21 protein-coding genes, 1 tRNA gene and 1 rRNA gene (1 of these 23 cut by a window edge) are annotated in these 26,217 nt (G+C 41.7%); 8 read left to right on the top strand and 15 right to left on the bottom strand.

What is annotated here, in order from left to right:
• From IGJ17_RS05275 to dnaE, 9 genes are all read right to left on the bottom strand, one after another.
• Positions 1-1,255, bottom strand: a 16S ribosomal RNA gene (locus IGJ17_RS05275); it reaches 305 nt to the left of the window's first position.
• A 614-nt stretch (positions 1,256-1,869) separates the two neighbouring features.
• Entirely contained in the window at positions 1,870-3,375 is a 1,506-nt protein-coding gene (locus IGJ17_RS05270; RefSeq protein WP_034872519.1) for a HAMP domain-containing sensor histidine kinase, read from the bottom strand.
• A 14-nt stretch (positions 3,376-3,389) separates the two neighbouring features.
• A complete protein-coding gene (locus IGJ17_RS05265; RefSeq protein ID WP_005229193.1) occupies positions 3,390-4,076 on the bottom strand; it encodes a response regulator transcription factor in 687 nt (228 codons plus the stop codon).
• A gap of 139 nt (positions 4,077-4,215) precedes the next feature.
• Positions 4,216-5,637: an NADP-dependent phosphogluconate dehydrogenase gene (gndA, locus tag IGJ17_RS05260; protein ID WP_005229192.1), complete on the bottom strand. Its 1,422-nt coding sequence runs from the start codon at positions 5,635-5,637 to the stop codon at positions 4,216-4,218.
• Between the two features lie 183 nt (positions 5,638-5,820).
• Positions 5,821-6,000, bottom strand: coding sequence for a 50S ribosomal protein L32 (gene rpmF / locus IGJ17_RS05255; protein ID WP_005229191.1), 180 nt, complete (start codon positions 5,998-6,000; stop codon positions 5,821-5,823).
• Between the two features lie 56 nt (positions 6,001-6,056).
• Positions 6,057-6,617 (bottom strand): YceD family protein, encoded by a 561-nt coding sequence (locus tag IGJ17_RS05250; protein WP_005237175.1) that lies wholly within the window; start codon positions 6,615-6,617, stop codon positions 6,057-6,059.
• A gap of 195 nt (positions 6,618-6,812) precedes the next feature.
• Positions 6,813-8,597, bottom strand: a complete 1,785-nt coding sequence (gene pyk / locus IGJ17_RS05245) for a pyruvate kinase (RefSeq protein ID WP_005229179.1) — start codon at positions 8,595-8,597, stop codon at positions 6,813-6,815.
• Positions 8,598-8,681: 84 nt separating this feature from the next.
• Positions 8,682-9,644 (bottom strand): 6-phosphofructokinase, encoded by a 963-nt coding sequence (pfkA, locus tag IGJ17_RS05240; RefSeq protein ID WP_005237177.1) that lies wholly within the window; start codon positions 9,642-9,644, stop codon positions 8,682-8,684.
• A 161-nt stretch (positions 9,645-9,805) separates the two neighbouring features.
• Entirely contained in the window at positions 9,806-13,117 is a 3,312-nt protein-coding gene (gene dnaE / locus IGJ17_RS05235) for a DNA polymerase III subunit alpha (RefSeq protein ID WP_429961155.1), read from the bottom strand.
• A gap of 147 nt (positions 13,118-13,264) precedes the next feature.
• On the opposite strand from dnaE, the gene IGJ17_RS05230 reads away from it, so the two are divergent.
• Entirely contained in the window at positions 13,265-13,447 is a 183-nt protein-coding gene (locus tag IGJ17_RS05230) for a YjzD family protein (RefSeq protein ID WP_008377814.1), read from the top strand.
• A gap of 47 nt (positions 13,448-13,494) precedes the next feature.
• Here IGJ17_RS05230 and IGJ17_RS05225 read toward each other — a convergent pair whose 3' ends face one another.
• Positions 13,495-14,700, bottom strand: coding sequence for a multidrug efflux MFS transporter (locus tag IGJ17_RS05225; RefSeq protein WP_016619879.1), 1,206 nt, complete (start codon positions 14,698-14,700; stop codon positions 13,495-13,497).
• A gap of 100 nt (positions 14,701-14,800) precedes the next feature.
• Positions 14,801-16,240 (bottom strand): NCS2 family permease, encoded by a 1,440-nt coding sequence (locus tag IGJ17_RS05220; RefSeq protein WP_005237180.1) that lies wholly within the window; start codon positions 16,238-16,240, stop codon positions 14,801-14,803.
• 250 nt (positions 16,241-16,490) lie between these two features.
• Between IGJ17_RS05220 and IGJ17_RS05215 the strand changes: the two genes are divergently transcribed.
• Positions 16,491-17,294: a Cof-type HAD-IIB family hydrolase gene (locus IGJ17_RS05215; RefSeq protein WP_005229159.1), complete on the top strand. Its 804-nt coding sequence runs from the start codon at positions 16,491-16,493 to the stop codon at positions 17,292-17,294.
• Between the two features lie 54 nt (positions 17,295-17,348).
• On the opposite strand, the gene asnB is transcribed toward IGJ17_RS05215, so the two are convergent.
• The gene (gene asnB, locus IGJ17_RS05210; RefSeq protein ID WP_061054487.1) at positions 17,349-19,244 is read right to left on the bottom strand and encodes an asparagine synthase (glutamine-hydrolyzing); all 1,896 of its coding nucleotides are present in this window, start codon (positions 19,242-19,244) and stop codon (positions 17,349-17,351) included.
• A 464-nt stretch (positions 19,245-19,708) separates the two neighbouring features.
• Here asnB and IGJ17_RS05205 point away from each other — a divergent pair, with 464 nt between their 5' ends.
• A complete protein-coding gene (locus IGJ17_RS05205; RefSeq protein WP_005229155.1) occupies positions 19,709-19,858 on the top strand; it encodes a hypothetical protein in 150 nt (49 codons plus the stop codon).
• Between the two features lie 59 nt (positions 19,859-19,917).
• Here IGJ17_RS05205 and IGJ17_RS05200 read toward each other — a convergent pair whose 3' ends face one another.
• Positions 19,918-20,106, bottom strand: a complete 189-nt coding sequence (locus IGJ17_RS05200) for a hypothetical protein (RefSeq protein WP_008377804.1) — start codon at positions 20,104-20,106, stop codon at positions 19,918-19,920.
• Between the two features lie 229 nt (positions 20,107-20,335).
• On the opposite strand from IGJ17_RS05200, the gene IGJ17_RS05195 reads away from it, so the two are divergent.
• On the top strand, positions 20,336-20,995 hold the full coding sequence (locus IGJ17_RS05195; protein WP_008377802.1) for an Ltp family lipoprotein: 660 nt from the start codon (positions 20,336-20,338) through the stop codon (positions 20,993-20,995).
• Between the two features lie 205 nt (positions 20,996-21,200).
• On the opposite strand, the gene IGJ17_RS05190 is transcribed toward IGJ17_RS05195, so the two are convergent.
• Both IGJ17_RS05190 and IGJ17_RS05185 read right to left on the bottom strand, forming a co-directional pair.
• Positions 21,201-21,288, bottom strand: a tRNA-Ser gene (locus tag IGJ17_RS05190).
• A gap of 84 nt (positions 21,289-21,372) precedes the next feature.
• Entirely contained in the window at positions 21,373-21,939 is a 567-nt protein-coding gene (locus IGJ17_RS05185) for a TetR/AcrR family transcriptional regulator (RefSeq protein ID WP_086299272.1), read from the bottom strand.
• A 277-nt stretch (positions 21,940-22,216) separates the two neighbouring features.
• On the opposite strand from IGJ17_RS05185, the gene IGJ17_RS05180 reads away from it, so the two are divergent.
• From IGJ17_RS05180 to IGJ17_RS05165, 4 genes are all read left to right on the top strand, one after another.
• Positions 22,217-22,975 (top strand): threonine/serine exporter family protein, encoded by a 759-nt coding sequence (locus IGJ17_RS05180; protein ID WP_086332184.1) that lies wholly within the window; start codon positions 22,217-22,219, stop codon positions 22,973-22,975.
• Entirely contained in the window at positions 22,972-23,442 is a 471-nt protein-coding gene (locus IGJ17_RS05175; RefSeq protein WP_005237187.1) for a threonine/serine exporter family protein, read from the top strand. The genes IGJ17_RS05180 and IGJ17_RS05175 overlap by 4 nt, the downstream gene beginning before the upstream one ends.
• A 188-nt stretch (positions 23,443-23,630) precedes the next feature.
• The gene (locus tag IGJ17_RS05170) at positions 23,631-24,230 is read left to right on the top strand and encodes a TVP38/TMEM64 family protein (RefSeq protein ID WP_005229140.1); all 600 of its coding nucleotides are present in this window, start codon (positions 23,631-23,633) and stop codon (positions 24,228-24,230) included.
• A gap of 173 nt (positions 24,231-24,403) precedes the next feature.
• Positions 24,404-26,206, top strand: a complete 1,803-nt coding sequence (locus IGJ17_RS05165) for a glycerophosphoryl diester phosphodiesterase membrane domain-containing protein (RefSeq protein WP_086332183.1) — start codon at positions 24,404-24,406, stop codon at positions 26,204-26,206.
• The last annotated feature ends 11 nt before the right edge of the window (positions 26,207-26,217 follow it).

Genomic DNA, 26,217 nt, shown 5'->3' with positions numbered 1-26,217 from the left:
TGTAGCACGTGTGTAGCCCAGGTCATAAGGGGCATGATGATTTGACGTCATCCCCACCTTCCTCCGGTTTGTCACCGGCAGTCTCGCTAGAGTGCCCAACTAAATGATGGCAACTAACAATAAGGGTTGCGCTCGTTGCGGGACTTAACCCAACATCTCACGACACGAGCTGACGACAACCATGCACCACCTGTCACTTTGCCCCCGAAGGGGAAGCTATATCTCTAGAGTGGTCAAAGGATGTCAAGACCTGGTAAGGTTCTTCGCGTTGCTTCGAATTAAACCACATGCTCCACCGCTTGTGCGGGCCCCCGTCAATTCCTTTGAGTTTCAACCTTGCGGTCGTACTCCCCAGGCGGAGTGCTTAATGCGTTTGCTGCAGCACTGAAGGGCGGAAACCCTCCAACACTTAGCACTCATCGTTTACGGCGTGGACTACCAGGGTATCTAATCCTGTTCGCTCCCCACGCTTTCGAGCCTCAGCGTCAGTTACAGACCAGAGAGCCGCCTTCGCCACTGGTGTTCCTCCATATATCTACGCATTTCACCGCTACACATGGAATTCCACTCTCCTCTTCTGCACTCAAGTCTCCCAGTTTCCAATGACCCTCCCCGGTTGAGCCGGGGGCTTTCACATCAGACTTAAGAAACCGCCTGCGCTCGCTTTACGCCCAATAAATCCGGACAACGCTTGCCACCTACGTATTACCGCGGCTGCTGGCACGTAGTTAGCCGTGGCTTTCTGGTTAGATACCGTCAAGGGATGAACGTTTTACTCTCATCCTTGTTCTTCTCTAACAACAGAGTTTTACGATCCGAAAACCTTCTTCACTCACGCGGCGTTGCTCGGTCAGACTTTCGTCCATTGCCGAAGATTCCCTACTGCTGCCTCCCGTAGGAGTCTGGGCCGTGTCTCAGTCCCAGTGTGGCCGATCACCCTCTCAGGTCGGCTATGCATCGTTGCCTTGGTGAGCCGTTACCTCACCAACTAGCTAATGCACCGCGGGTCCATCCATCAGTGACGCAAAAGCGCCTTTCAACTTTCTTCCATGCGGAAAATAGTGTTATACGGTATTAGCACCTGTTTCCAAGTGTTATCCCCTTCTGATGGGCAGGTTACCCACGTGTTACTCACCCGTTCGCCACTCTTTTTCTTTCGGTGGAGCAAGCTCCGGTGAAAGAAAAAGCGTTCGACTTGCATGTATTAGGCACGCCGCCAGCGTTCGTCCTGAGCCAGGATCAAACTCTCATAATGATTTGTTTGAATGACCATACGGTCATTAAGCTCATAAAAATTAACTTTGCTAGCTATTGCTTGCATGTATTTGTTTCAATAAATTGAAACGTCCTACACATTGGTTCGTTTGCTTGCTTTGTTCAGTTTTCAAAGGTCTACCGTGCTGTGTTAGCAACTTTTATATCATATCAGAGCGACAGTTGATTGTCAACTCTTTTTTAAAAGTTTTTTTCAAGAAGTTGTTATTTAACTTCTTTCTTAACCTCAGCGACTTTTTCATCTTACCATCTCAACCGTTATATGTCAAACACTTTTTTGAAAATTTTTTTTGATTTATTAGGTTTTTCAGAGATGATATTTTTTCGACTTTGTTATAATAACACTTGTAAAATGTTTCGTCAACAACTAATTTCAAAAAAGTTCAATCAGTGTTTGTTACAAATGTCTTAACAAGGACAAGTAATAATATAGCAATTCTTAAAGGAAAAATCAACTAAAAAAATAGGCTTTTGGGCAACTATTTTTATAAGCGAATTATTCATTGTCAAACGATTCGAACGTTCGCTTATAAGAAGTATTTCACGGCTAAATCTATCAATAATGGATAAAAAAAGAGAACTTAAGCTTTTCGCCTAACGTTCTCTTTTCGTCCGATCTTCCGTTTGAAGAATCGGTATATAAATTCGAAAGATTGTTCCTTGGCCAATGACACTCTCCGCCGTGATTTTTCCTTTATAGCTTTCCAATAGTTGTTTTGCTATAGATAACCCCAAACCATTGCCACCTTTGGTTCTAGCACGAGCTTTATCTACCCGATAGAAACGATTGAAGATCTTATCGAGGTCTTCTTTGGAGATGCCTTCCCCGAAATCTTGGATGGCAATTTCAAAAGATTGACGATCCAATGAAATGGATAGATGAACTTCTTTTCGATCAGTGGAATACTTTACTGCGTTATCCAAGACAATAATAATGATCTGTTCAAAATGATTGCGATAGATTTTCAGCTTCAACTCATGATACAAATCATCATCCAATGTAAAGACAAAATCCGGATACAGTATTTTAAAGTTATTGAACACTTGATAGACAACTTCTTTTGCATTAGTTGTTTCATTTGCATAATGAACATCCACTTGTTCCGCTCTTGAGAGATCCAACATTTCCTGTACTAGCGTCTTCATTCGACTGATCTCTTGCATACTGGCTGCGAGGGACTCATCCAAGATCTCTGGATCATCTTTCCCCCAACGTTGCAACAAATTCATGTGTCCTTCAATGATTGCTACGGGTGTCCGTAACTCATGAGAAACATCTTCAACGAATCGCTCTTGCTGCTCAATGTACAGGCGCATGCGATCCAACATCTCATTAAATATATCTGCTAAATCAGACAGTTCATCATTCGTATTTAATTCTGGCATATGCACGGTTGACTGCGGGTTTTTCCGAACAGTTTCCATCGTATCCCGTAGTACCTTTAACGGCTGAAGGAAATATGCTGATAAAAAGAACCCGAGTACACTGCTGAGAATCAGAGAGACGACTTCTAAGATAATCAAAGTCAGCAGCAGTTTGCTGCGTATTTCATAAAAAGAAGTCAACTCATAAAAGGTTTGTGCATAGCCAATCCGCTCTCTGGTGCCTTTTGAATAAATGGGTTGGATCGAGAGAAAGCCTGTGATACCATCCAGCGTTACGATAGTTGGCGCTTTGCGCTGCGTGTCGATCAGTGCTAAATCATTTTCATGGGTTTTAAACACAAGGTCCTCATTCAAATTATAAACAAACAGGCTCAATGGTGCTTGGCCTAATTCCGAAATAAAGGAGTCGATTTTCATTAAGTTGCCATCGATTGTTGAAGTGCGATCATAAATGCTCGTCGTTCCCGCATCATTTTTGGTTAAATTACGATACGTTCGGACCAATGTTAGTTCTTGATCCGAATTGGCTAAACGAGAAGCAACCTCTGACATCGTCCGCTCCACATTGTTTTCTTCTTTAGCGACGATCAAATTCACCGATGTTTTATAGGTGATCACGGCAAAGATCGTAAATACGACGAATATAAAGAAAGAACTTGCGAAGGCCCACTTTACAGTTAAAGAAGGCCCCTTCAGTTCTTTTAATTTTTTCATTCTTTTTTTAAGGTTCACGACCGCATCACATAACCTGTACCACGAACGGTTTGGATATAGCTTTCCTCCCCTGGTACATCAATTTTATTCCGTAAGTAGCGGATGTAAACATCGACAACGTTGGTTTCAACTTCTGTCTCATAGCCCCAGACTTTGTTTAATAAAACATCTCTGGCCAAAACGACATTAACGTTTTCCATTAAAGTCAACAATAGCTCATATTCGCGTTTCGTTAGTTCAATGACATCTGTTCCGCGACGAACGACACGATTTTCTTTTTCAATCGTTAGGTCTCGGTATGTGATCGTGGTTTGTTTTGCAACGTTTTTGTCCCCTTCGATATCGATACGGCGAAGCAACGCACGTAAGCGTGCCAGCAATTCTTCAATTGCAAAAGGCTTCACAATATAATCATCGGCACCATGATCTAAACCTGATACTCGATCAATCACGGAATCTCGTGCGGTCATCATGATGATCGGGGTGTTCTTCGATTGACGCACGCGGCGGCAAACTTCTAACCCATTTAACTCAGGAAGCATCAGATCCAATAAGATCGCATCCCATTCATTATTCAGCGCCGCATCCAGTCCCGTCCGTCCGTTGTAATGAACTTCAGTATTATACCCTTCATGCTTCAATTCTAATTCCACAAATCGAGCTAAGTTCTTTTCATCTTCAATGATTAGAATATTACTCATTATTGATAGCCCCTTTATTGATTATTCTGCCTTTAAATTAGACATTATCTGTCTTATTTTATCATGTATCTAAAAAATAAAAAAGAGATTGACCGAAAGTTCTCACTTTCGGCCTTTCTCTTTTGGATTCTCTTAAAGCTTACGCTTCGTCATACCATGAATAATGGAAAATTCCCTCTTTATCTGTCCGTTCATACGTATGCGCTCCGAAGTAATCCCGTTGTGCTTGGATCAAGTTCGCTGGCAAACGATCAGAACGATAAGAATCGAAGTACGCGATCGCAGATGAGAACGTCGGCACAGGTACACCGGCTTGGACAGCTAGTGCAACTACTTCACGTACAGAAGATTGATAACGTTTCGTAATATCTTTGAAGTAGTCATCTAATAGTAAGTTTTCAATGTCGGCATTCTTGTCATAAGCATCCGTGATTTTTTGTAAAAATTGAGCCCGGATGATACAGCCTGCACGCCAAATTTTGGCAATTTCACCAAAAGGAAGATCCCAATCATACTCTTTTGATGCTGTACGTAATTGCGCGAATCCTTGTGCATAGCTCATGATCTTACTGAAGTATAATGCTTCGCGGATCTTATTGATAAACTCTTCTTTGTTTCCTTCAAAAGCAACTGCTTCTGGTTTTGGTAAGACTTTGCTGGCATTGACCCGTTCTTCTTTGTAAGCCGAGATATAACGGGCAAAAACAGATTCAGTGATCAATGGTAGTGGTACGCCTAGGTCTAAGGCACTTTGGCTTGTCCATTTCCCAGTTCCTTTATTACCAGCAGCATCTAAAATCACATCAACGATTGGTTTGCCTGTACCTTGATCGTCTTTGCGAGTCAAAATATCCGCTGTGATCTCAATTAAGTAGCTATCCAATTCGCCTTTGTTCCATTCAGCAAAAATATCAGCCATTTCATCAACAGATAGACCTAATATGTTTTGCATCAAGTCATAAGACTCAGCAATCAGCTGCATGTCCCCATATTCGATCCCGTTATGAACCATTTTTACGTAATGGCCTGCACCGTTTGGTCCAATATAAGTCACACAAGGTGTTCCATCTTCGGCTTTTGCAGAAATTTGTTCCAAGATTGGCGCAACCAATTCATACGCTTCTTTTTGTCCTCCTGGCATGATCGAAGGACCTTTCAAGGCGCCCTCTTCCCCACCAGATACACCTGTACCGATAAAGTTGATTCCTGAGTTTGCCAACTCTTCGTTACGACGAACCGTATCTTTAAAGAAGGTATTTCCGCCATCGATCAAAATATCGCCTTTGTCTAGATGAGGCAATAATTCTTGGATCGTTGCATCTGTCGCAAATCCTGCTTTTACCATTAATAAAATACGACGTGGTTTTTCAATAGATTGAACAAATTCTTCTATCGTATAGGTTGCTTTAAAATTTTTATCTGGATGTTCTTTTACTACTTCTTCTGTCTTTGAACCAGTACGGTTAAATAAGGCAACTGAATAACCGCGGCTTTCGATGTTCAACGCTAAGTTTTTGCCCATAACAGCCATACCGACAACGCCGATTTGTTGTTTTGTCATCTTTCATCCTCCTAAGATTCAATTATCTTTTTCATTATAGCGCAAATGTACCTGCTTTTGAACTATTCTCTTTCGCTGGACAAAAATATTTCTGAAAAGTTCCATATTAGTCAAAAAAACAAAAAAACCTCAGGCTCCATGGTTAGCCTAAGGTTTTAGAATCCTCTTTCTGAAAAAAAGGAATTATGCTTCTTTTGTTGCTACGTCTTTGCCATCGTAATGACCACAGTTTGAGCAGACATGGTGGCTTTTTTTCATTTCACCACAGTTTGCACATTCGTTCAAACCGTTGATTGTCAATTTGTAATGTGTACGACGTTTTGCTTTCTTCGCTTTCGAAGTTTTTCTAGCTGGTACTGCCATTTTGCTACACCTCCTTGTTAATGAACGCAACCTTGAGGCTGCAATTTATTCCAATCCTACGCGTTATCGTCATCTGATTCAGTGAATAATTCGGATAATTTTGCAAGACGAGGATCAACTTGTTGAGCTTGCGCTTCTTTTTGATTTGCAAAGTCTTCTTCTGACAAAACAGCCCAATCGTTGCCAGATGGCATTGCTGAACCTTGCTTTTCTTCTTCTGTCAGGACTTGCAAAGGAATCGCAAGTAATAGGTTATCAGCGACTGATTCATCTAAGCTGATGGTTTGACCTTCAACGATCAAAACTTCTTCTTCGACGATCGTTTCATCGCGACGCTGAAATTGCTCTGGTGTCATGAAGTGTTCATCCACTGAAAAATCAAAAGGAATCGCTACAGGTGTCAAAGAACGAGTAGATGGCAATGTCATCGTCGTTTCTACTTGATAGTGCAGCAAGTATCCTTGCTTATCAACACTCATCAGCCCTTTTACTTTTACAGGAGACAAATCAATGATCTGTCCATCGCGTTTTATCAGTTGACTCTTTAAGTCAAGTGTTTCTTCAAACATCAGCGGTGTCTCTTGGTATTTTTTTAATTCCAATAAAGACCATTTCATTTTTATCACCCCTAAGCAACAAAAGCAATTATACAGGGCTTCTGAGGCTTTGTCAATGAAATTTTCTTGACACCTTTTTCATTTTTGATCGTGTCATTTTAATGCCCTTTCTCAAGGGATTTCGACCCTCTCAAAAAAACAACAGGAAGCGCACAACGTGCACTTGCCTGTTGCTTGATCAATCGTTAAAAATCATTAGATCGCTGTTGTTTCTCCACGATAAACGATACCGCGACGAGAATCAAGAGTAACCAATTCGCCATCTTTGATGGTTGTTGTTGCGTCTTTGGCACCAACGATGACTGGTAGATCTTTCGCGATTCCGACAACTGCTGCATGAGAAGTCAAGCCGCCATCTTCAACAACTAAAGCTGCTGCTTTTTCGATTGCTGGCATATATTCTTTATCTGTTGTTGGTACAACTAAAATCATGCCATCTTTTGCTTTCGCAATTGCTTCTTCGGCACTGTGAGCGATCACGGCATTGGCAACAACTGATTTTTCACCAATCCCTTGCGCTTCAAGCAATTTTGAACCGATCAATTGGATCTTCATGACGTTGGTTGTTCCGCGTTCACCAACAGGAACACCGGCTGTGATCAAGATTAGATCGCCTTCTTTAGCAAAACCTAAATCAACTGCTTGTTTTGCTGCTAATTCAAACATTTCATCAGTTGTTGATGGTTTTTCAGCAACGGTTGGGTAGACACCCCAGTTAAGCATCAAGCCACGTTTTGTACGTTCATCAAATGTAACAGCTAAAATGTCAGCATCTGGACGATATTTAGAGATCATTTTTGCAGTGTAGCCAGATTCAGTCGCTGCAACGATTGTTTTAACCCCTAGGTTTTTCGCCGCACGAGCAACAGATAAACCGATTGTTTCTGTTACATCTGTTTTATCGAATTGGTTGATTTGGAATGTGCTGTTTTCTGATAAAGCTTTTTCAGCTTCAACGTCGATCCGTGCCATTGTTGCTACTGCCTCAACAGGGTAGTCACCGTTTGCTGATTCACCAGAAAGCATTGTTGCATCGGTACCATCAAAGACAGCATTGGCAACGTCAGAAGCTTCTGCACGGGTTGGACGTGGGTTTTGTTGCATTGACTCTAACATTTGTGTTGCTGTGATAACTGATTTACCAGCAGCGTTACATTTTTTAATGATGCTCTTTTGAACCATTGGTACTTCTTCAGCAGGGATCTCAACACCCATGTCCCCACGGGCAACCATGATACCATCAGAAACTTTGATGATTTCATCGATATTATCGATACCCTCTTGTGATTCGATTTTAGAGAAGATTTGCACATGAGTCATGTCTTTTTCTTCTAAAATTTCACGAATTTCTAAAACGTCTTGCGCTTTACGTACAAATGAAGCGGCAATGAAGTCGATATCGTTATCAAGACCAAAACGGATATCTTCTGCATCTTTTTCAGTAATACCAGGTAAGCTGATTGATACGCCAGGAGCGTTGACCCCTTTACGTGATCCTAACATTCCAGCATTTTTAACAACAACCACTAATTCGCGGGTTGCTTCGTCTTTTTCTTTGATTTCCATGTCGATCAAACCATCATCAAACAAGATGTGTCCGCCCACATGAACATCTTCAAATAAACCAGGATAAGTTACAGCAATTTTTTCTTTTGTTCCTTTGTGTTCTGGATCCATTGAAATGCGTGTTTCATCGCCAACGTTAAATTGGATGTATCCAGCACGACCAAAGTCAGCTTCTGTCGTATTTTGTACAGTTGTACGGATTTCAGCACCTTTTGTATCTAAAAGGATACCGACATCTTTACCAGTTTTCTTCACGGCTTCACGAACCATTGTCATACGCGCTAATTGTTCTTCATGATCTCCATGAGAGAAGTTAAAGCGGAAGACATTCGCACCGGCTTCAATCAGTTGAGAAATAATTTCCACACTGTTACTTGCTGGTCCTAATGTACTTACGATCTTTGTTTTTTTCATTACTAAACGCTCCTATTCATTTATTTAAAATAGCTAATAAGCTTTTTTTACAAAATTACTGTTGCGTTGCTCTAAAAAATCTCTTTAGAATGAGATTTCTTTGTTCAAGTTATACAAGCTAAGATCTGGCTTGTGACGATTGTTTTCAAGGGTTTCGATAATATCAGAAGCAATCATTTCATTGTTTTCGATACCGATACATAGACCGCCTTTGCCTTGTTGCAATAATTCAACGGCATATGAACCAAATTTACTTGCTAACACACGGTCACGAGCGCTTGGTGAACCACCACGGACAACGTGTCCTAGAATTGATACACGTGTATGGAAATCGCCGTATTCAGAAAGTTTGTCAGCAAAATCATTTCCGCCCATCACGCCTTCGGCTAAAACGATCAAGCAATGTTTTTTCCCGCGGTCGCGTCCTTCACGGATACGATCAGCAACAACTTGCATGTCAAAATCATGTTCTGGGATGATGATTTCATCTGCACCACCGGCCACACCTGACCATAAAGCGATATCGCCAGCACCACGTCCCATTACTTCGATCACAAATGTGCGGACATGTGATGTCGCTGTATCACGGATACGGTCAATCGATTCTAAGACAGTATTGATTGCTGTATCAAAACCAATCGTGAAATCTGTTCCTGGAATGTCGTTATCGATCGTTCCTGGAATCCCGATTGCTGGGAAACCGTGGCGAGTAAGTGCCATCGCACCATGATAAGATCCATCTCCACCAATCACGACTAGCCCTTCGATGCCAAATTTCTTTAATTGCTCGATTCCTTTTAATTGCCCTTCTTGTGTCGCAAATTCTGGATAACGTGCTGAATATAAGAATGTTCCACCACGTTGAATTTTGTCACCAACATCAGCAACATCTAAGCGACGAATGTCGCCTGCGACTAGTCCGGCATAGCCATAGTTGATTCCGTATACTTCAAGTCCGTCAAAAATACCCTTTCTGACAACTGCGCGAATCGCTGCGTTCATTCCTGGTGCATCGCCGCCACTGGTTAGAATTCCAATGCGTTTCATTATTCTTTCACCTCATCAAAAGATTTTGTTTAGGGAAGCCCCTGTTTGCTAGTTTTCAAGTAATAACCACGAGACATATTCTACCATTATTCCATGAAAATGTCTTGAAATAGTGGGAAAAAGTTGAAAAAAGTGTAAGTTGAATTATCGTTTTCGGAAAATTACTTGAAAATTACATTTCCATTTCCTAATAATGCCTTCAGTTGTGTGACAAAGTTCGGCTCATCCGTTACCCAGTTTTCTTCTGCTAATAACACTTTTTTGCCACTACTTTCATAAAACATCACCACTGGAATATTTCCTTGATGCTGCTTCATTTCCTTCGACAATGCTTGCAGGTGCGACGTTTCGGCTTCAGCAGAAATCTTTAAGTAGCAAGTTTGTGGCGCAATTTTATTTTGAACGTTTTCTGCTAAGTCTATTTTATCAGCAATGAGTTGGATTTCACCATTGTAACGACTTACCTCGACCTTTCCTTCAATATAGAGAACAGCATTTTCTTCGATCAAGGAACGCACTTGTCGATAAACGATGGGAAAAATCGTTACTGAAACTTCTTTGCTAGCATCCGTTCCTTCAACAAATGCCATCTGTTCGCCTTTTTTTGTACGTATCTCCCGAATCTTGCGGACATACAAAAGGATGCGGACCCGTTCATTCGGAACCAGATCGGCAATATCGGTGATTTGTTTTAATTGATGCAATTTTTGAAACTGTTCTACGGGATGGCCAGACAAATAAACACCTAAGTATTCTTCTTCCAAAGCCAGTTTCTCTTCCAGTTTGTAATCGGCAACGGCTTCTTCTTTTAAAGCCATGGTTTCTAAGAGATCCAAACTGCCGCCACTATAAGTAATATTTTGGATTTTCCCTTCTAGTTGGATCAATGCTTGTTTTCGATTAGGCGCAATCACATCGAATACACCGATGCTCAAAAGCGGCAATAAATAGTCCAACTTTAACCACTTGCTGTTCCGCTGATTCAAGCGAAGTAAAAATTGATCCATGGACGTGAAATTGCCATGCTCTTTTCGTTCTGTCAAAATGTCTTGGATCATGTCGCGCCGAATCCCTTTGATACTGCTGAACCCAAAGCGGATTTGTTTCTCATTTTGCAGTTGAAAACTAAACCCACTGGTATTGATCGATGGTGGCAATACTTCTACGCCATAACGTGCGGCTTCATTTAAGTATTCTTTCATTTTGCTTGCAGTATTGCGTACCGAGTGCAAGATCGAAGCAAAAAAAGGTGCCGGATAGTGCACTTTCAAGTACGCCATTTGAAAGCCGATAAAGGAATAGGCAAACGCATGGGAACGGTTAAACCCATAGTTGGCGAAGCGCTCAATATAGTCATAGACCAAATTGGCGGTCTTCTCGTCATAATGATTGGCCAACGCACCTTGCACAAAATGGCGACGTTCTTCATCCAACACGTCTTTTTTCTTTTTACTGATTGCTCGCCGCAAAATATCTGCCTGTCCTAGGCTAAAACCAGCCATTTTGGAAGCTACTTGCATGATCTGTTCTTGATAAACAATGATTCCGTAAGTGTTTTGCAAGATTGGAATCAAGCTGTCATCCGGATAAGAGACCCGCTCTTGTCCTTTTTTCCGCTTGATAAAAGTATCAATATTTTGCATCGGTCCCGGGCGATACAAGGCATTGACTGCAGCAATGTCTTCGATACTTTCTGGCCCTAGCTTGCGCAAGACATTGCGTATTCCCGCTGATTCAAATTGGAAGATCCCTGCCGTCTCCCCTTTTTGAAACAAACGCAATGTTGCTGGATCATCAAGAGGAATCTCTTTTTGGGTTACGATTTGTTGGCTGATTCGTTTGATACCTTTCAAGGTATTATCAATGATCGACAAGTTTCTCAAACCTAAAAAATCCATCTTCAATAGGCCAATGGCTTCCACGTCATTCATGGTAAACTGGGTCAGCCAAATCCCATCGCTGCCTTCTTGCAAAGGCACCAAATCAAGCAGATTCTTGTCACTGATCACCACACCGGCGGCATGGGTCGATACGTGACGGGGCAGTCCTTCTAAGATTTTGGCGACTTGAAACATTACTTGATTCCGCTCATTGAACGAAACCAGCTCTCGCAGCTGATTGGATTGTTCATAAGCAAGATCTAAGGTCATTTTCAAGGCATTGGGGATGGCTTTTGACCAGCGATTAGCTTCACTTTGCGAGAGACCAAAGACCCGAGAAACATCTCGCAAAACCATTTTGGCCGCCATGGTACCAAACGTGGCAATCTGTGCCATATATTCTTGCCCATATTTTTGGCGCACATACTGTAAAATCTCGTCTCTGCGATTGTCAGGAATATCTAAATCAATATCAGGCATCGTGTAACGTTCTGGATTCAAGAATCGTTCAAACAAAAGATCGTATTTGATTGGATCTACGTCGGTGATCGATAAAATATATGCCACCAGTGCTCCAGCAGCCGATCCCCGTCCAGCGCCGGTAACGATCTCTTGTTGGTGGGCAAAGTCCATGACGTCCCAAATAATCAAGAAATAGTCATCAAAGCCCATCTTATGGATAACGGACAACTCATAATCCAAACGCTGTTCGTACGCCGATGTAACGTGGGCAACACGCTGAGGCAGACGCTCAAAACAAATTTTCCGCAAATAGTCCGCAGCACTTTCTTCGGCTGGTAGCGGGTAATGAGGCAACAGCCGCTGATGCAGCGGCAGCTCGACGGCGCATTCAGCTGCAATCCGCTGATTATTCATCAATGCCTGCGACGCTTCGCCAAATGACGCAGTCAATTGGTCTGCCGGTTGTAAAAAAAGCTGCGTAGTCGCTTGCTCTTTTGCCTGACGAAAGTCTTCAATTTGCGAACCATCTTTGATATGGGTCATCACTTTGACTGCAAAGGCTTCTTCTTGTGCTAAAGCCGCGATGGGTTGATACGCACATGGTGCAATGTTTTGCTCGTTAAACCAAGCGATCGTTTCTGGATCTAGCCCTTTGCTAGTAATCCCTAAAAACAAGCTCTCAGAATCAAATTTATGGCTGATTGCTCGCAGTGCTTCTTGATTGGCTTCTAGATCATCGTGCTGAGAAGGCAGAAACCCCTCGCCTTCAGGCAGCAAACCAAAGAGATCCTGCAAAGAATCACAAGCAGCTAAATTCAACTGCTCGGTGATCATTTTTTCACTTGATAAACGCATCAAGGTTTGATAGCCCTTGAGGTTTTTGGCAAATACGTACAATGGAAAGGACATTGATCCCTCTCCGAAGGTACAGTCGAACAAAGCGCCAAAAATCGGCTTGATGCCCTGTGCTAGGCATTGTTGATAAAACTCGACCGCGCCATAGAGAACATTATGATCGGTCAGCCCCAATGTCTGATAGCCCATCTTTTTGGCTTGCTCTATATAGTGAGGAATTTTGATCGTACTTTGCAGCAACGAATAGGCGCTTAAGGTGGTGAGCTGTGAATACATTGAAATCCCTCCAAAAATGAAAATTCTCTTTCTTTCTGCTAGTAAATAGATTTGAAAAACAAAATGAAAAAGTGAAAATCTTTACAATAAATATTTTTGTGATAAACTAAAGTCGAAATGGAAGATACGCAGAAAAGAGGTGTCGTCATGCGTTACCTAGTCACTTTATTTTGGACTTTTGTATTAGGTCAAGTCGTTGGCTATCTAGGCAGCTCACTTGCTGGAGCAACTTATGATTTTCAATTAACTTCAATCATCTCTTTGGTCACAGGTGTGGTGATCATTCTTGTTGGTATTATCGCACCAGCGCCTGAAAAGACAAGCCATTAAAAAAAAACCAGTTACCTTTATTGTAACTGGTTTTTTTTTCTTTTCAACTATTCACTGATGTCCGTTTTACGTAAGCTTTTACGGAAATTAAATCCTGAGATAAAAATATTGATCAGTACAAACCCACTAGTTACCCAAAAGACAGCGGGATAACCAAAACCAGCTGCCACCGTTGAACCGACCATCGGACCTAACACTTGCCCAAAGTTAGAAAACATTTGGTTGTAGCTGTAGATGCGGCTGACCCCTTCCATCGGGGTGATCTTGCTGATCAGTGTATTGATGGACGGCATCAAGGCACCGGTAGAAAAACCAAGCAAGAAGCGTAACACGCCTAATTGAAACGGAGTAGAAACAAAGCCCATCGGAATGAAACAGAAAAATGATAGCACTAAGCCCCCCAATAGTACTTTGTGATTGCCATAACGATCACCGATTTTGCCTAAAAACGGCGAGGAGATAATCGCTGAAACACCGGCAACAGAGACGATCAATCCGCTGACGAACAAAATATTGCCCGTATCCCCGCTTAAATCACGAATATACAATGTGAGGATTGGGCTGATGCTGGTTACACCTAGCTGTAAAATCAGTGACGTAATAAACAAGCCAACAAGCAACTGCATATTTTTGATTTGACCAAAAATTTCTTTGATGGACAGCAGATCGCCCTTTTCAACCGGCTCAAAATCTTCTTGAACGAGAAAAATCGTGAGCAAGAGCGTAATTAGCAGCACGACACCGGTAATGATAAAAACATTTTTCATGCCGAACCATTGCGCCAACGCCCCACCCATGGAAGGACCAATCAAATTCCCTGCGATGGCTCCTGTAGCCAATGTCCCAAGCGCCCAACCGCTTTTTTCTCGAGGCGCCTGCGAAGCGATCAACGCAGTCGCATTTGGAATATACCCCGATAAAATTCCGGTAAAGAAACGCATGATCAATAACCAATAGACATTCGGTACAAAAGCCAAAGAACCCATCGTCACTGTCATCCCCGCAGCCGCGCGAATCATCATTAAACGACGACCTTTTTGGTCTGCTAGATTTCCCCAAACTGGAGCAATGATAGCCGCCGCAAACGCCGTTACTGAGATTGCTAATCCAGAAAACAACTCAATTTGACTCTCTGGAGCGCCTAACTCTTCTATATATAAGGGAATGAATGGCATGACAAGACTAAAACTGGCACCCGTAAAAAAACAACCTACCCATGAAATCAGTAGATTTCGTTTCCAATCAATCTTCATTTACAAACCTTCTTTCACAAATACTATACCGTATCGTGAGTAATAATCAAATAAAAAATCTTTCTGCATTTAAAATACAGAAAGATTTTCATCATTAAACTTAACTGATCAAAGCCAAAATGACAAAGTTCAGGATAAACAACGCATTGACGACCCAGATGATCGGAGACACTTCGTTGGCTTTTCCTTTCACTACTTTCACTAATGCATAGAAAATGAAACCAACAGCGATCCCATTTGAAATACTGTAAGACAAGCCCATAAAAATGGACGCGAAGAAGGCTGGAACTGCTTCTTCTAGATCAGTCCACTTGATGTCCGCAAAAGAAGCCATCATCATTACCCCAACCAAGATCAACGCCGGTGCTGTCGCTTGTGCGGGAACGATTGAGATCAGTGGAGAAAAGATACTGCTGATCGCAAAGAGTGCTGCCACCACAACGGAAGTCAAGCCCGTGCGTCCACCAGCACCGATGCCAGCTGCTGATTCCACATAAGTCGTTGTATTTGAGGTCCCTACGATGGCCCCTACAGAAGTGGCTACGGCATCTGCAAAAAGAGCCTTATCCATCTTCGTATTCAACCCATTACTGTTTTCAACCGCTTCTTCATCTTTTTTCGAAAAGATCCCAGTACGACGTCCGGTCCCAATAAAGGTACCGATCGTATCAAAGACATCTGATAAACTAAACGCTAAAATCGTCATGATTACTTGAGGGATTTTGGCAGAATCACTGAATAATGAGCCCATTCCTTCAGAGCCAAACGCAGCCCCAAAGGTGATGCCTAGTTCGCTGATGGAACTTCCTAATGAATTCCCGTGCCAATCAATGGCACTTAAATCCACCACACCCATCAAAATACCAATGATCGTCGTTCCTAAAATACCAAAAATAATTGCCCCACGAACATTTTTCACCACTAATAAAGTAGTCACTACTAAACCAATCACTGCTAACAAAACAGGTGCATTATTGAAATTCGCCAAAGCTGGGACGATCCCCCCATTAAAATTAGCACTCACGATCGTCTCACCGTCGACAACTGAACCCGTCACTGCGGCAGTGTCTGCACTGAAGTTTAGCAAGTTGGCATTTTTGATCCCTACATAAGCCACAAAGATCCCGATCCCGCCGCCGATTGCATGCTGCATGCTTTCTGGAATCGCATGAATGATCATTTTTCTGATTCGAGTCACCGTGATAAAAATGTTGATCAGGCCGCAGATGAAAACCATCGCTAATGCTTGCTGCCACGTATACCCCAAACCAAAAACAACGGTAAAGGTGAAGAATGCATTAAGTCCCATTCCAGGCGCTTGCGCGTAAGGCACATTTGCAAATAAGCCCATGATCAGGGTACCAATCACTGAAGCGATGATTGTTGCTAAGAAAACAGCTTGAAACGGCATGCCTGCAGCAGATAAAATCGTCGGATTCACAAACAAAATATAACTCATCGCGAAGAAGGTGGTGACCCCAGCCATCACTTCTGTGGAAACCGTCGTTTTATTCTCCTTTAATTTGAAAAACTTTTCCATGTTATGTTTCACTCCTGAACTTTAATCGTTTCTATGAAAAGAAAAAATGAATAATTGCGCTTTTCATCGAACAATTACAAATTATAAGGGAATAATTTTCGCTTTTCAAACCTTTTTCCGAATAAAACGAACCAAAAACGTTTAATGTTCGTGTTTTACTTTGTAACTATTATGAAAACTTACTTGTATTGTGAAATGACAGAAATATGTTACACTTAAGCCACTACCATAAGAGAATGGAGCGAGTCTTTTGAAACCAAAAATCATCGCCATTGATTTAGATGGCACAACCTTAAATACTGAATCCCAACTTTCCCCTCGCACACGTGAGGTACTGGTTCGCGCCACCAAAGCGGGACACTTTGTTACCATCGCTACAGGAAGACCTTTTCGTATGAGTGATCAATTCTATAAAGAATTGGCGCTCACAACACCAATGGTCAATTTTAACGGTGGGTTGGTCCATAAACCTCGACAAGTCTGGGCAAACGAAATGGAGCACTCGATCTCTCGAGAAATTGCGTTTGAGCTCATGGCACAAAAAGAGCAGCTGGGCCTGACGTTTGTGGCAGCAGAAAATCGTGAAACCTTTTTCATCGATGACCTAAGCGGATTTGATCAACACTTTTTCTTTTCGGGTAATGCTTCCGAAAAAAATCTATTAGCAAATTTAAAAACGGATCCCACTTCATTACTGGTGAAAACCGAAAATGAATTAGCAGAATCTGTTTCTTTACGTATCAAGGATCAATTTGACGATGCAGTCGATGTTCGCACGTGGGGCGGGCCTCAAGCCATCTTAGAGATCGTACCAAAAGGGGTCCATAAAGCACTTGGTCTTTCGGTGATCGCGGATTCTTTGTCTTTGGATCGGCAAGATATCATCGCTTTTGGTGATGAACACAATGATTTGGAGATGCTGGATTATGCGGGGTGGGGCGTTGCTATGGCAAATGGCACGCAACAATTAAAATCGATCGCCAATGATGTTACTGACAAAACCAATGCGGAAGATGGCATGGTCGATTACTTGGAAAAATATTTAGGTCTATAAAAAAAGCCGATGCGGGATTGTCCGCATCAGCTTTTTTTTGCTTCCATATTCAAATCAAAGTGTTTCATAAACGATTTCTTTGGCTTCGGGAATCGATTCATCAATAAAGAATACTTTGTACCAGGTCAAGAACGTAAAGATCGTCCAGATTTTTCGCTGAAGATTCGGTTTTCCTTGGCGATGGTCTTCTAGCATTTGCAAAATCGCTGTTTGATCAAAGAAGGTTGCTGCAAAGTCTGACTCAAAAAGGGCTTTAACTGCTTCATACCCTGTTCCTTCTTTCAGCCATGCCTTGATTGGTACAGGAAAGCCTAGCTTTTCACGGTTTGCCCATTCTTTTGGCAAATGACGGTTTGACGCTTGTCGAAACACATCTTTCGTATTGTTTTGATTGATCAAATATTTCGTCGGGATCGTTTGCGCCAATTTTTGCATCTCGATATCCAGTAACGGAACCCGTAATTCTAAAGAACTCGCCATGGACATTTTGTCTGCTTTTAACAAAATATCCTTCGGCATCCATTGATGAAGATCCAAATATTGCATCTTGTTGACCTCGTCTTTGAGACCATTGACTTTCTCATAATGAGGCGCAACGATTTCAGCAACAGATGGTCCTTTTTGATACGTTGGTTTTAAAAGCTGTAGTGCTTCCTCTTCTTCAAAGACCAGGGCTTGCCCGATAAAGAAGTCTTGGGCAGGTGCCGTTGCTTCATAAAGATGAATTCGACCATGGAAGTTTTTCATTTTGCCGATTTGACGCCCTAAACGAAAGCGGATGTTTTGCGGCAGTTTTTTCAAGCCTTGGGCAAAAACGCGAACCGCTTTAGAGTTTGTGTGGAAGCCATAGGCAGCATAACCGGCAAATAATTCATCTGCCCCTTCCCCAGATTGAACGACCCGCACTTGCTGTGCTGCTAGGTTGGCTAAAAAGTACAAAGGGACACAGCTTGGGTTAGAATCCGGTTCGTCCAAGTGATACTGAATCAGCGGAAATGCCTCAAAGGACATTTCACCATCGATGACCGCTGCTGTGTTGTTCAAGCCGAGCTTTTCCGTCAATTTGCGGGCTTCGATCGCTTCGTTGTAGGTTTTGTCATCAAACCCAATTGAAAATGAGTGATCTGGGCGCAAGACCGAGGCCACGTAACTTGAATCGACACCACTGGATAAAAATGAGCCGACTTCAACATCACTGATTTGATGAGCGGCAATTGATTCTTGGACTGCTTGATCGATTTTATCGACCCATTCTTCTCTTGAATGATTTTCTTTCACTGAAAAATCTGCATCCCAGTACTGCTTGATCGTCAATCCCTGTTCATTAAACAGATAATAATGCCCTTCTTGCAAACGATGAACGCCTTTAAAGAAGGTTTCTCCGTTCAAAGGCGAGTATTGGAACGTCAAATAAGGTTTCAACGCCTCCTGGTTTAATTCTTTCTTGAAATCTGGATGAGGCAAAAAGCTTTTGATTTCAGAGCCAAACATGAAACTGCCGTTCATTTGTGCATAGTAATACGGTTTGATGCCAAAGTGATCCCGCGCGCCGAAAAGCTCTTGTTTTTGAGTATCCCAGATGGCAAAAGCAAACATTCCCCGCAGGCGTTGCAAAACATCAATCCCCCACTCTTCATAGCCATGTAAGACTACTTCGGTATCCGCATGGGTAGAAAAGACATGACCTGCTTGGATCAATTCCTCACGCAATACTTGAAAGTTGTAAATTTCACCATTAAAAATGATTACTTTTGTTCGATCCTCATTAAAAATTGGTTGTGAGCCACCTTCTAAGTCGATGATCGATAAACGACGAAACCCTAATGCCACTCGGTCGTCGGTAAATTTCCCTGAACTGTTTGGTCCGCGATGAACGATCCGGTCCATCATGCGTTCAATAATGATTTCTTTTTGGTCTTTTGAATTGACAAAGCCGACAATTCCGCACATATTTTCACATCCGTTTTCATAATCCATTTTCATTTTCTAAAGTAAATCATACCATAGAATTCAAGAGATACGATCTCTTTTTCAAAAAAATACAATCAATATATTTTTGCACAAAACATAATTTGAAGATAAACCTTATGATATCAAGGTTTCCAATCATCTCATACTCTCAATCTTACAAATTTGTTATCTAAGAAAATAGCTATCCTCAAAATTCTTAAGAAATTTTTTATGAATTCTATTTTTCTGAAAATATACAAAGATACTTTTCCCGAATTTACTGACTCCAGCAAACTTCTTTTGCTTCCATTTTCAGCATTGATTTCCTGAAAATAATCAGTCAGATTTGTTCGTTTGATAGTTTTATTGGACTATTGTGAAAAAAAGTGTTATTCTAACTATGGAATTTCGTTATCAACTAACCGTTGCCTTTCAATGACAAGTTTTAAGAAAGGAGAATGACTATGACATTCTATAACACAGATCTACAATATCGTGTAACTCTGGATACCAAATTGAATTTATTTATCGTTTTCGATAAAAAAGATGCGAATCATTTTGCGACTGGAATTACGATCGAGCAAGCTGTACAAGAATTGAAAAAAACTGCATAAGGAGTTTATCCAAATGAAGGATACCGATTCGTACTGAAAGCACCTCGCTAAGGAAATAATTAGCTAGGTGCTTTCTTGTTTTTTGGCTCGCTTTTGTCTTTTGCAGCATCCACTTCTTGCTTCTGTCCACTTTGCTGTTCATCTAGCTGTAAGATTTCATCAACAGATCCTTGCGTAATAAACTTACTCAATCCCTGTGCCGCAACTTTTGTATAACGCATAAAATAATCTTTTTCTTCAAAATCCATCTTCTTGCCTCCTGCTGATACAACTGTGCTTTTATTAAGTTTACCATCTATTTCACTAGTCATTCTTGAGCGTCATTCCTTTAATACTTATGAATGATCCATTAATAGCATACACGTTACATTTGTCAAATCATCCTTTTCCTCTATTCATGAAAAGACAAATCTGTTTTCTGGTACAGAACATAGTACTATTGTCTTTTCAGGAGACTTTTATTTAGGAGGAATTTTTATGGCTACGTTTTTCGCCATTTTGTTTTTCATTGGATTGTTCTGTTTCGTTTTTGGCATTGTCTTATTTTATATTGGGCTAGTAAAACAAAATGCAAAACGAGATCGAAACGTTTTGATCATTGTCGCTTCCGCTTTTATTGCCTTGTTTTCTTATGGTGGCTTGTCCTTCTACCAAGATGTGACATCTTTCGATAGCATCACTGCGCAATTAAGCCTTTCTTTACGTAACGAATCAAGGCAAAGCGAATCCTTTGGCGATGCCGCTGCTTCCATGGAACAACCACAAGGAGAACAAAAAGCTGGCAACAACGAAGCAAGTAGCGCACAACAAGAAGAACCCGCGAACAACGAGCAACATACACCTGAACTTTCTCGTGAAGAAAGAAATGCACTGAATCGTGCAGAAAGATACTTATCCAGCAATGCGTTTTCTCAGTCGAGCTTAAAACGCCAACTACTCTATGAAGATTTTTCTGAGAGCGCAGCAGACTTTGCCGTAGCCACCGTGGATGCCGATTGGAACGAGCAAGCATTGAAAAAAGCGATTCGCTACTCGCAAAATTTATCCTTATCGGATGAGCGTGTGGCGAGCCAACTTTCCTTTGAAGGCTTTACTTCTGAACAAATTGAATACGCCTTAGCACGTTTGCCCGATTGATTCTTTTCGTTTGTTGCAGGACCACAAGCAAAAAAGATATCGGCAAGTTGACGGAACAATTATGCTGTTTTCTAGACCGAGTGTAGGTTAATCGCTTTTCAGATGGTTATCGATCAACCTCGGCAGTCATTTATATTCTTCTGCCCACAACAAACAAAAAAGCCTATCTCGAAAGATAGGCTAAACGCTCCAAAGCGTTGGTATAAGGAGAGTACAGGATTTGAACCTGCGCGCCGGGATGAACCGGGTCGGCGGATTTCGAGTCCGCTGCATTACCACTCTGCCAACTCTCCATAACAGTTATTTTCGCTAGTTTTACAAAAAATGTCAAGAAAAATCTGCATCCAAAATGGAAATGGATACAGATTTTTTGTTCTTTAATCGAAAATATAGTTTTCTTTCTTTTCGATTACGCCTGCGATCGTCTCGTTGATGATTTTGATGATCTGATCATCGGTGGGTGTGATGATACCCGCCGACATTAAGGAAGCCAAACCAGTCACAACGATCCATGCGCCATTATGTAGTGCATTTATCGCATCTTCGGATAGATCTGCATATTTTTCTTCTGATTTGATCAAGGATTTGAAATAGGTGGATGAAAAATCATGCATCAATTTCCCACCGCCGTAGTCGTCGATAAAAAGGGCGATGTAGAGATTGTGCTGCTCTTGCGCGAAGCGTATATAATTCAGGCCTAAATCAACAAGTTTGTCTCCTGTTCGAACGACTGGAAAAACATTTTCCGATAAATCTTTGAAAACAGCCTCCACCAAGGTATTTTTTAAGTCCTGCATATTTTCGAACTCAAGATAAATTGGTTGAGTAGAAATTCCCATGTGCTTAGCGATATTCCGGGCCGTAAAGTTGCCAAAACCTTCTCTATTGATCAGTTCATAAGCGGCCTTCAAAATGTGTTCTCTTGTATAGACCTTCCTTCGCATCAATAAATCCCCCTTTTTATATTTATTTAATTGTAACCGAGATATTCATTTTTTAAAAATAAAACACTCCTTCCGTTATCTTATTTCTATTCACTTTGTTCACTAAAAACGAATGTTTAGTAATAGGAAATGTTCTGCTTTTTTCATTTATCACAAAAAATCCAACGGATGGCGTTCTAGTTATTTTTCAAATCTACTTTTCTTTCTTGTTGAAAACTCGCTGAAATTGTACACTAAGAGTGTAGCACGCAAATTCGATTGAAAAAGGGGTTTGGAAATGGCTGAATCAAAAGAGCTATTATTGGAGACCTGCTTATTAGCAGGGAAAATCATGATGGAAAACGGCTCGGAAGTGTATCGCGTGGAAGATACGATGAATCGAATTGCGGCAAACGCTGGAGAGCAAGGTAGTATTAGTTATGTAACAGCAACTGGACTTTTTATGGGCTTACGCAGTAGCCACTATGCACAAGTAGAAAATGTTCATGATCGAGTCATCAATCTCGAAAAAATCGTTGCCGTCAATGGGCTCTCTCGCGCCTATGCGGAAAATAAACTTTCCTTAGCGGAACTGCATGAGGCATTAAAAAAGGTCAATCAGACAACACCAAGTTTTCCTTACTGGCTACAGGTTCTTAGTGCTGGCGTGGTCAGCAGTACCTTAATGATTATTTTTGGCGGTGCTTGGTTTGACTTTCTAGCGACCTTCGTCATTGGCTGCCTTGGCTTTTTGTGTGCGTATTGGGTCAAGAAACTGATCGACATTCGCTTTTTGGATATGTTTTGTGCCTCCTTACTGATCGGTACTTTGTCTGTCTTAGCGGTCTCTCTTCATATCGCAGAAAACGTCGATAATTTGATTATCGGTGCCGTCATGCCCTTAGTTCCTGGTGTAGCAATCACCAATTCCTTTCGAGATATCTTGGCAGGCCATCTCATTAGTGGCACAGCTCGGGGAACAGAGGCCATCTTTACTGCTGCCGCGATCGGTGTCGGCATTGCCACGGTCTTCACCTTATTTGGAGGGATCTCATGACGATTTTTATTCACCTTTCCTTCAGCTTCTTAAGCACTGTAACCTTCGGCATCTTGACCAATATTCCTAAAAGAGCCTTAGTTGCCACAGGCATTGCTGGAACGGTTGGCTGGATGATCTATTGGTCATTGCAAACGATTGGCTACGGTCTAGGCAGTGCCAACTTCTTAGCCGCATTTGCCGTCGGTTGCGTCAGCATCTTTTTTTCCCGCAGAAAAAAAATGCCCATGATCATTTTTAACATTCCCAGCCTCGTTCCCCTCGTACCGGGTGGCCCTGCCTACAAAGCCGTTCGAGAATTCGCTTTGGGCGACAACTTTGTCGGTTTTGAAAATCTGATGATCGTTGTCATCACCGCTGGGGCGATTGCCGGCGGATTCATGATGACGAGTGTGGTTGAAAAGATCGTCAATCGCTGGCAAGTGAAACGCACAAAAAAACGTCATCCAGATAAAAAAATCTCCTGAAACTATTGGCGCGCAGAAACTATAAATTTTTCTTATTTCAGACTTTAGTACAATGTTTTCTTTTCGGACTTCTTTTATAATAAGGGCATACCTTACAAAACTGTTTGACGTTTGTCATTTGTTTTACTGGATTTTTCTGGTCTCACCCCGTATAGTGAGATTATGAAACATAAAGGAGATGAAGTCCTGTGAGCATAGCAACTTCTCGTCGTATCATTAATACGATTTCTATTATTGGCTTAGGTTTATCGATCGCGTTAACCATCTATTTTATCAATCTAGGTGTTTTCAAAGACATTAATGCACTGCGAGGTCTAGTTGGAAATTCCGTTATCTTAGGACCAATCGTCTTTATCCTATTGCAGATCTTGCAAGTAGTAATCCCGATTATTCCCGGTGGTGTCTCCAGCGCTGCAGGTGTCTTGATTTTCGGTCCTTATCTAGGATTCGTTTATAACTATGTAGGAATCAGTATTGGTTCTGTCATTATTTTCCTGCTTGGCCGACGATACGGTAAACCATTCATTTTAAGTATGATCAGTGACAAAACTTACGATAAATATATCGGCTGGTTAGACAACCAAAGCCGATTTGAAAAACTGTTCGCCCTTGCAATCTTTCTACCGGTTGCCCCAGATGATGCCCTTTGTCTAATGGCTGGCTTGACCAACATGACAGTGAAGAAATTTACGTTGATTATTTTGTTGGCAAAACCTGCTTCAATTTTCTTGTACAGTATGGCATTGATTTACGGTGGAACATTCTTAACTGGTTTGTTAGGCGGATAAGAATCATATGTAAGAAAAACAACGATCAATTCAGCGAGCCGAACGTAAAGAAGCTGCTTTTCAAACAGGGAACTATGCCTGTGGCAAATGTGCTTCTAAAACTGTTCGGCTCTTTTTTACCGCCTTTCTAGAATAAATTGAACCACAATACTTACTTTGTTAGGATGACGACCATGAATTATTTAAAAAACAGCTTAGTCAACACGTGGGATTTTTTGAAAGACAGCAATGCCTACTTCCGTGATGTTTTATTGATGCACGGTGCCTTGTTGTTCTTAGTGATCCCGATATTATCGGCTTCCACCAAGTTCGTCTTAAAGCGCGGCGGCTTGCCTTACCTTTCTTTCGATAATATCGGTAGTATCTTTACAGATCACCCTGTTGTGTTGCTCTCATTAACCCTGATTTTGCTTTTGATCTTATTAGCCGTCTTTTTTGAATTTACTTTCTTGCTGCTGAGTGTCTATTTTATCAAAAAGAAGCAGCCCATCAGCTTGCGGCAATTGTTACGAATGACTATTTTGCAATTGCGCAAATTACGGCCGATGACCTTTTTATTTTTCCTTTTTTACTTCTTACTGATTTTACCCATCGGTGGATTGAGTTTTAATTCGGATTTACTCGCAAAAATCAAAATCCCTGCTTTTATCATGGACTTTATTTTTGCCAATCGTGTCTTGATCATTGGGGCAGTGCTTTTGGTTTATGTTTTGTTGATTTACTTGGGGATTCGCGTGATCTTTGCCTTACCGGAAATGATTTTACGTGATCTGCCCTTTCGAAAAGCGATCAAAGAAAGCCTCCAAGTAACAAAACGCCGTTTTTTTGCCATCGTTGGTCAATTTGTCTTTATCGGTGGTAGTATCTTATTGATCACGACTCTGGGCTTCACGCTGCTGATTACCCTTCAAGCGGTGATTGAAGTTGTTACACCGGACTATGCGTTGTATAGTGCTGTTTTTATTATGACTTTCTTGCAGTTTATTTTGTTACTGAATGTCATTTTATCGACCGTGGCTATTTTTTACATCATCGTTGATTTCATGGATGATGAAGGCTTTTTACCAGAGATCCCTTCGTGGTTCCACCAAGAACCATTGAACCAGCGACATTTTCTAGGACTGAAAAGTTCCTTGTTTACCTTGGTCACGGTACTTTTTGGTGTTGGGGTTAGTCTGTATAATATGAACTATCTGACCTCAGCTGCTTCGATCCATCCGGTAACGATCTCCCATCGAGGGGTAAGCGACGGACAAGGGGTCCAAAATTCCCTTGAAGCGTTACGTTTTACTAGTGAGAAATATCAGCCGGACTACGTGGAAATGGACGTCCAGCAAACAAGTGATGGTCATTTTATTGTCTACCATGATTTTTCTTACCGGCCTTTGACAGGCAGCAAAGGAAAACCCGAGCAATTGCCCTTGAGTTACGCCGAATCACTGACGGTTTCAGAAAACAACCAGACAGCCCGTATTCCAACTTTTGACGAGTACTTGGCGCTTGCCAATCAGTTGGACCAAAAATTACTGGTGGAGATCAAAACCCAACAAAAAGATACTGCGGCACTCGTAGATGCCTTCTTAGACCGATACCAAGAGGATTTAGTTGCAAATGGGCATATCATGCAAAGCCTCTCCTATACAGTAGTTGAAGAATTAAAAGAGAAGGCGCCTGAATTGACGTCGGGATACATCATGCCTTTCAATGTCGTAGGGCCGCCACTGACCAGTGCCGACTTTCTGACAATGGAATACAGTACGATCAACCGCAATTTCATCGCTTCTGCCCGGACCGATGGCAAGGAAGTGTTCGTTTGGACCCCCAATGATGCGGATACTATCAGCCGAATGCGTTTTTACGGTGTAGACGGGATCATTACTGACCAAATGGGGATTTTAAATGAAGAGTTGAGTTTGTCGGAAGAAGACATGACTTATTCAGACAAACTATTGAATTTCGTGATTGGCGTTGGCTGATCTCACACAAA

The organism is Enterococcus sp. DIV1096b (genome assembly GCF_050498765.1).
Taxonomy (GTDB): Bacteria; Bacillota; Bacilli; order Lactobacillales; family Enterococcaceae; genus Enterococcus_D; species Enterococcus_D entomosocium.
The sequence above is the reverse complement of the archived record's forward strand: the minus strand, read 5'-3'. Positions and strand labels throughout refer to the sequence as shown.

Excerpts from the sequence above, each read along its gene's own strand:
- IGJ17_RS05270 (WP_034872519.1), bottom strand. The coding sequence starts at position 3,375 with ATGAAAAAATTAAAAGAACTGAAGGGGCCTTCTTTAACTGTAAAGTGG.
- IGJ17_RS05265 (WP_005229193.1), bottom strand. The coding sequence starts at position 4,076 with ATGAGTAATATTCTAATCATTGAAGATGAAAAGAACTTAGCTCGATTT.
- gndA (WP_005229192.1), bottom strand. The coding sequence starts at position 5,637 with ATGACAAAACAACAAATCGGCGTTGTCGGTATGGCTGTTATGGGCAAA.
- rpmF (WP_005229191.1), bottom strand. The coding sequence starts at position 6,000 with ATGGCAGTACCAGCTAGAAAAACTTCGAAAGCGAAGAAAGCAAAACGT.
- IGJ17_RS05250 (WP_005237175.1), bottom strand. The coding sequence starts at position 6,617 with ATGAAATGGTCTTTATTGGAATTAAAAAAATACCAAGAGACACCGCTG.
- pyk (WP_005229179.1), bottom strand. The coding sequence starts at position 8,597 with ATGAAAAAAACAAAGATCGTAAGTACATTAGGACCAGCAAGTAACAGT.
- pfkA (WP_005237177.1), bottom strand. The coding sequence starts at position 9,644 with ATGAAACGCATTGGAATTCTAACCAGTGGCGGCGATGCACCAGGAATG.
- dnaE (WP_429961155.1), bottom strand. The coding sequence starts at position 13,117 with ATGTATTCACAGCTCACCACCTTAAGCGCCTATTCGTTGCTGCAAAGT.
- IGJ17_RS05230 (WP_008377814.1), top strand. The coding sequence starts at position 13,265 with ATGCGTTACCTAGTCACTTTATTTTGGACTTTTGTATTAGGTCAAGTC.
- IGJ17_RS05225 (WP_016619879.1), bottom strand. The coding sequence starts at position 14,700 with ATGAAGATTGATTGGAAACGAAATCTACTGATTTCATGGGTAGGTTGT.
- IGJ17_RS05220 (WP_005237180.1), bottom strand. The coding sequence starts at position 16,240 with ATGGAAAAGTTTTTCAAATTAAAGGAGAATAAAACGACGGTTTCCACA.
- asnB (WP_061054487.1), bottom strand. The coding sequence starts at position 19,244 with ATGTGCGGAATTGTCGGCTTTGTCAATTCAAAAGACCAAAAAGAAATC.
- IGJ17_RS05205 (WP_005229155.1), top strand. The coding sequence starts at position 19,709 with ATGACATTCTATAACACAGATCTACAATATCGTGTAACTCTGGATACC.
- IGJ17_RS05200 (WP_008377804.1), bottom strand. The coding sequence starts at position 20,106 with ATGGATTTTGAAGAAAAAGATTATTTTATGCGTTATACAAAAGTTGCG.
- IGJ17_RS05195 (WP_008377802.1), top strand. The coding sequence starts at position 20,336 with ATGGCTACGTTTTTCGCCATTTTGTTTTTCATTGGATTGTTCTGTTTC.
- IGJ17_RS05185 (WP_086299272.1), bottom strand. The coding sequence starts at position 21,939 with ATGCGAAGGAAGGTCTATACAAGAGAACACATTTTGAAGGCCGCTTAT.
- IGJ17_RS05180 (WP_086332184.1), top strand. The coding sequence starts at position 22,217 with ATGGCTGAATCAAAAGAGCTATTATTGGAGACCTGCTTATTAGCAGGG.
- IGJ17_RS05175 (WP_005237187.1), top strand. The coding sequence starts at position 22,972 with ATGACGATTTTTATTCACCTTTCCTTCAGCTTCTTAAGCACTGTAACC.
- IGJ17_RS05165 (WP_086332183.1), top strand. The coding sequence starts at position 24,404 with ATGAATTATTTAAAAAACAGCTTAGTCAACACGTGGGATTTTTTGAAA.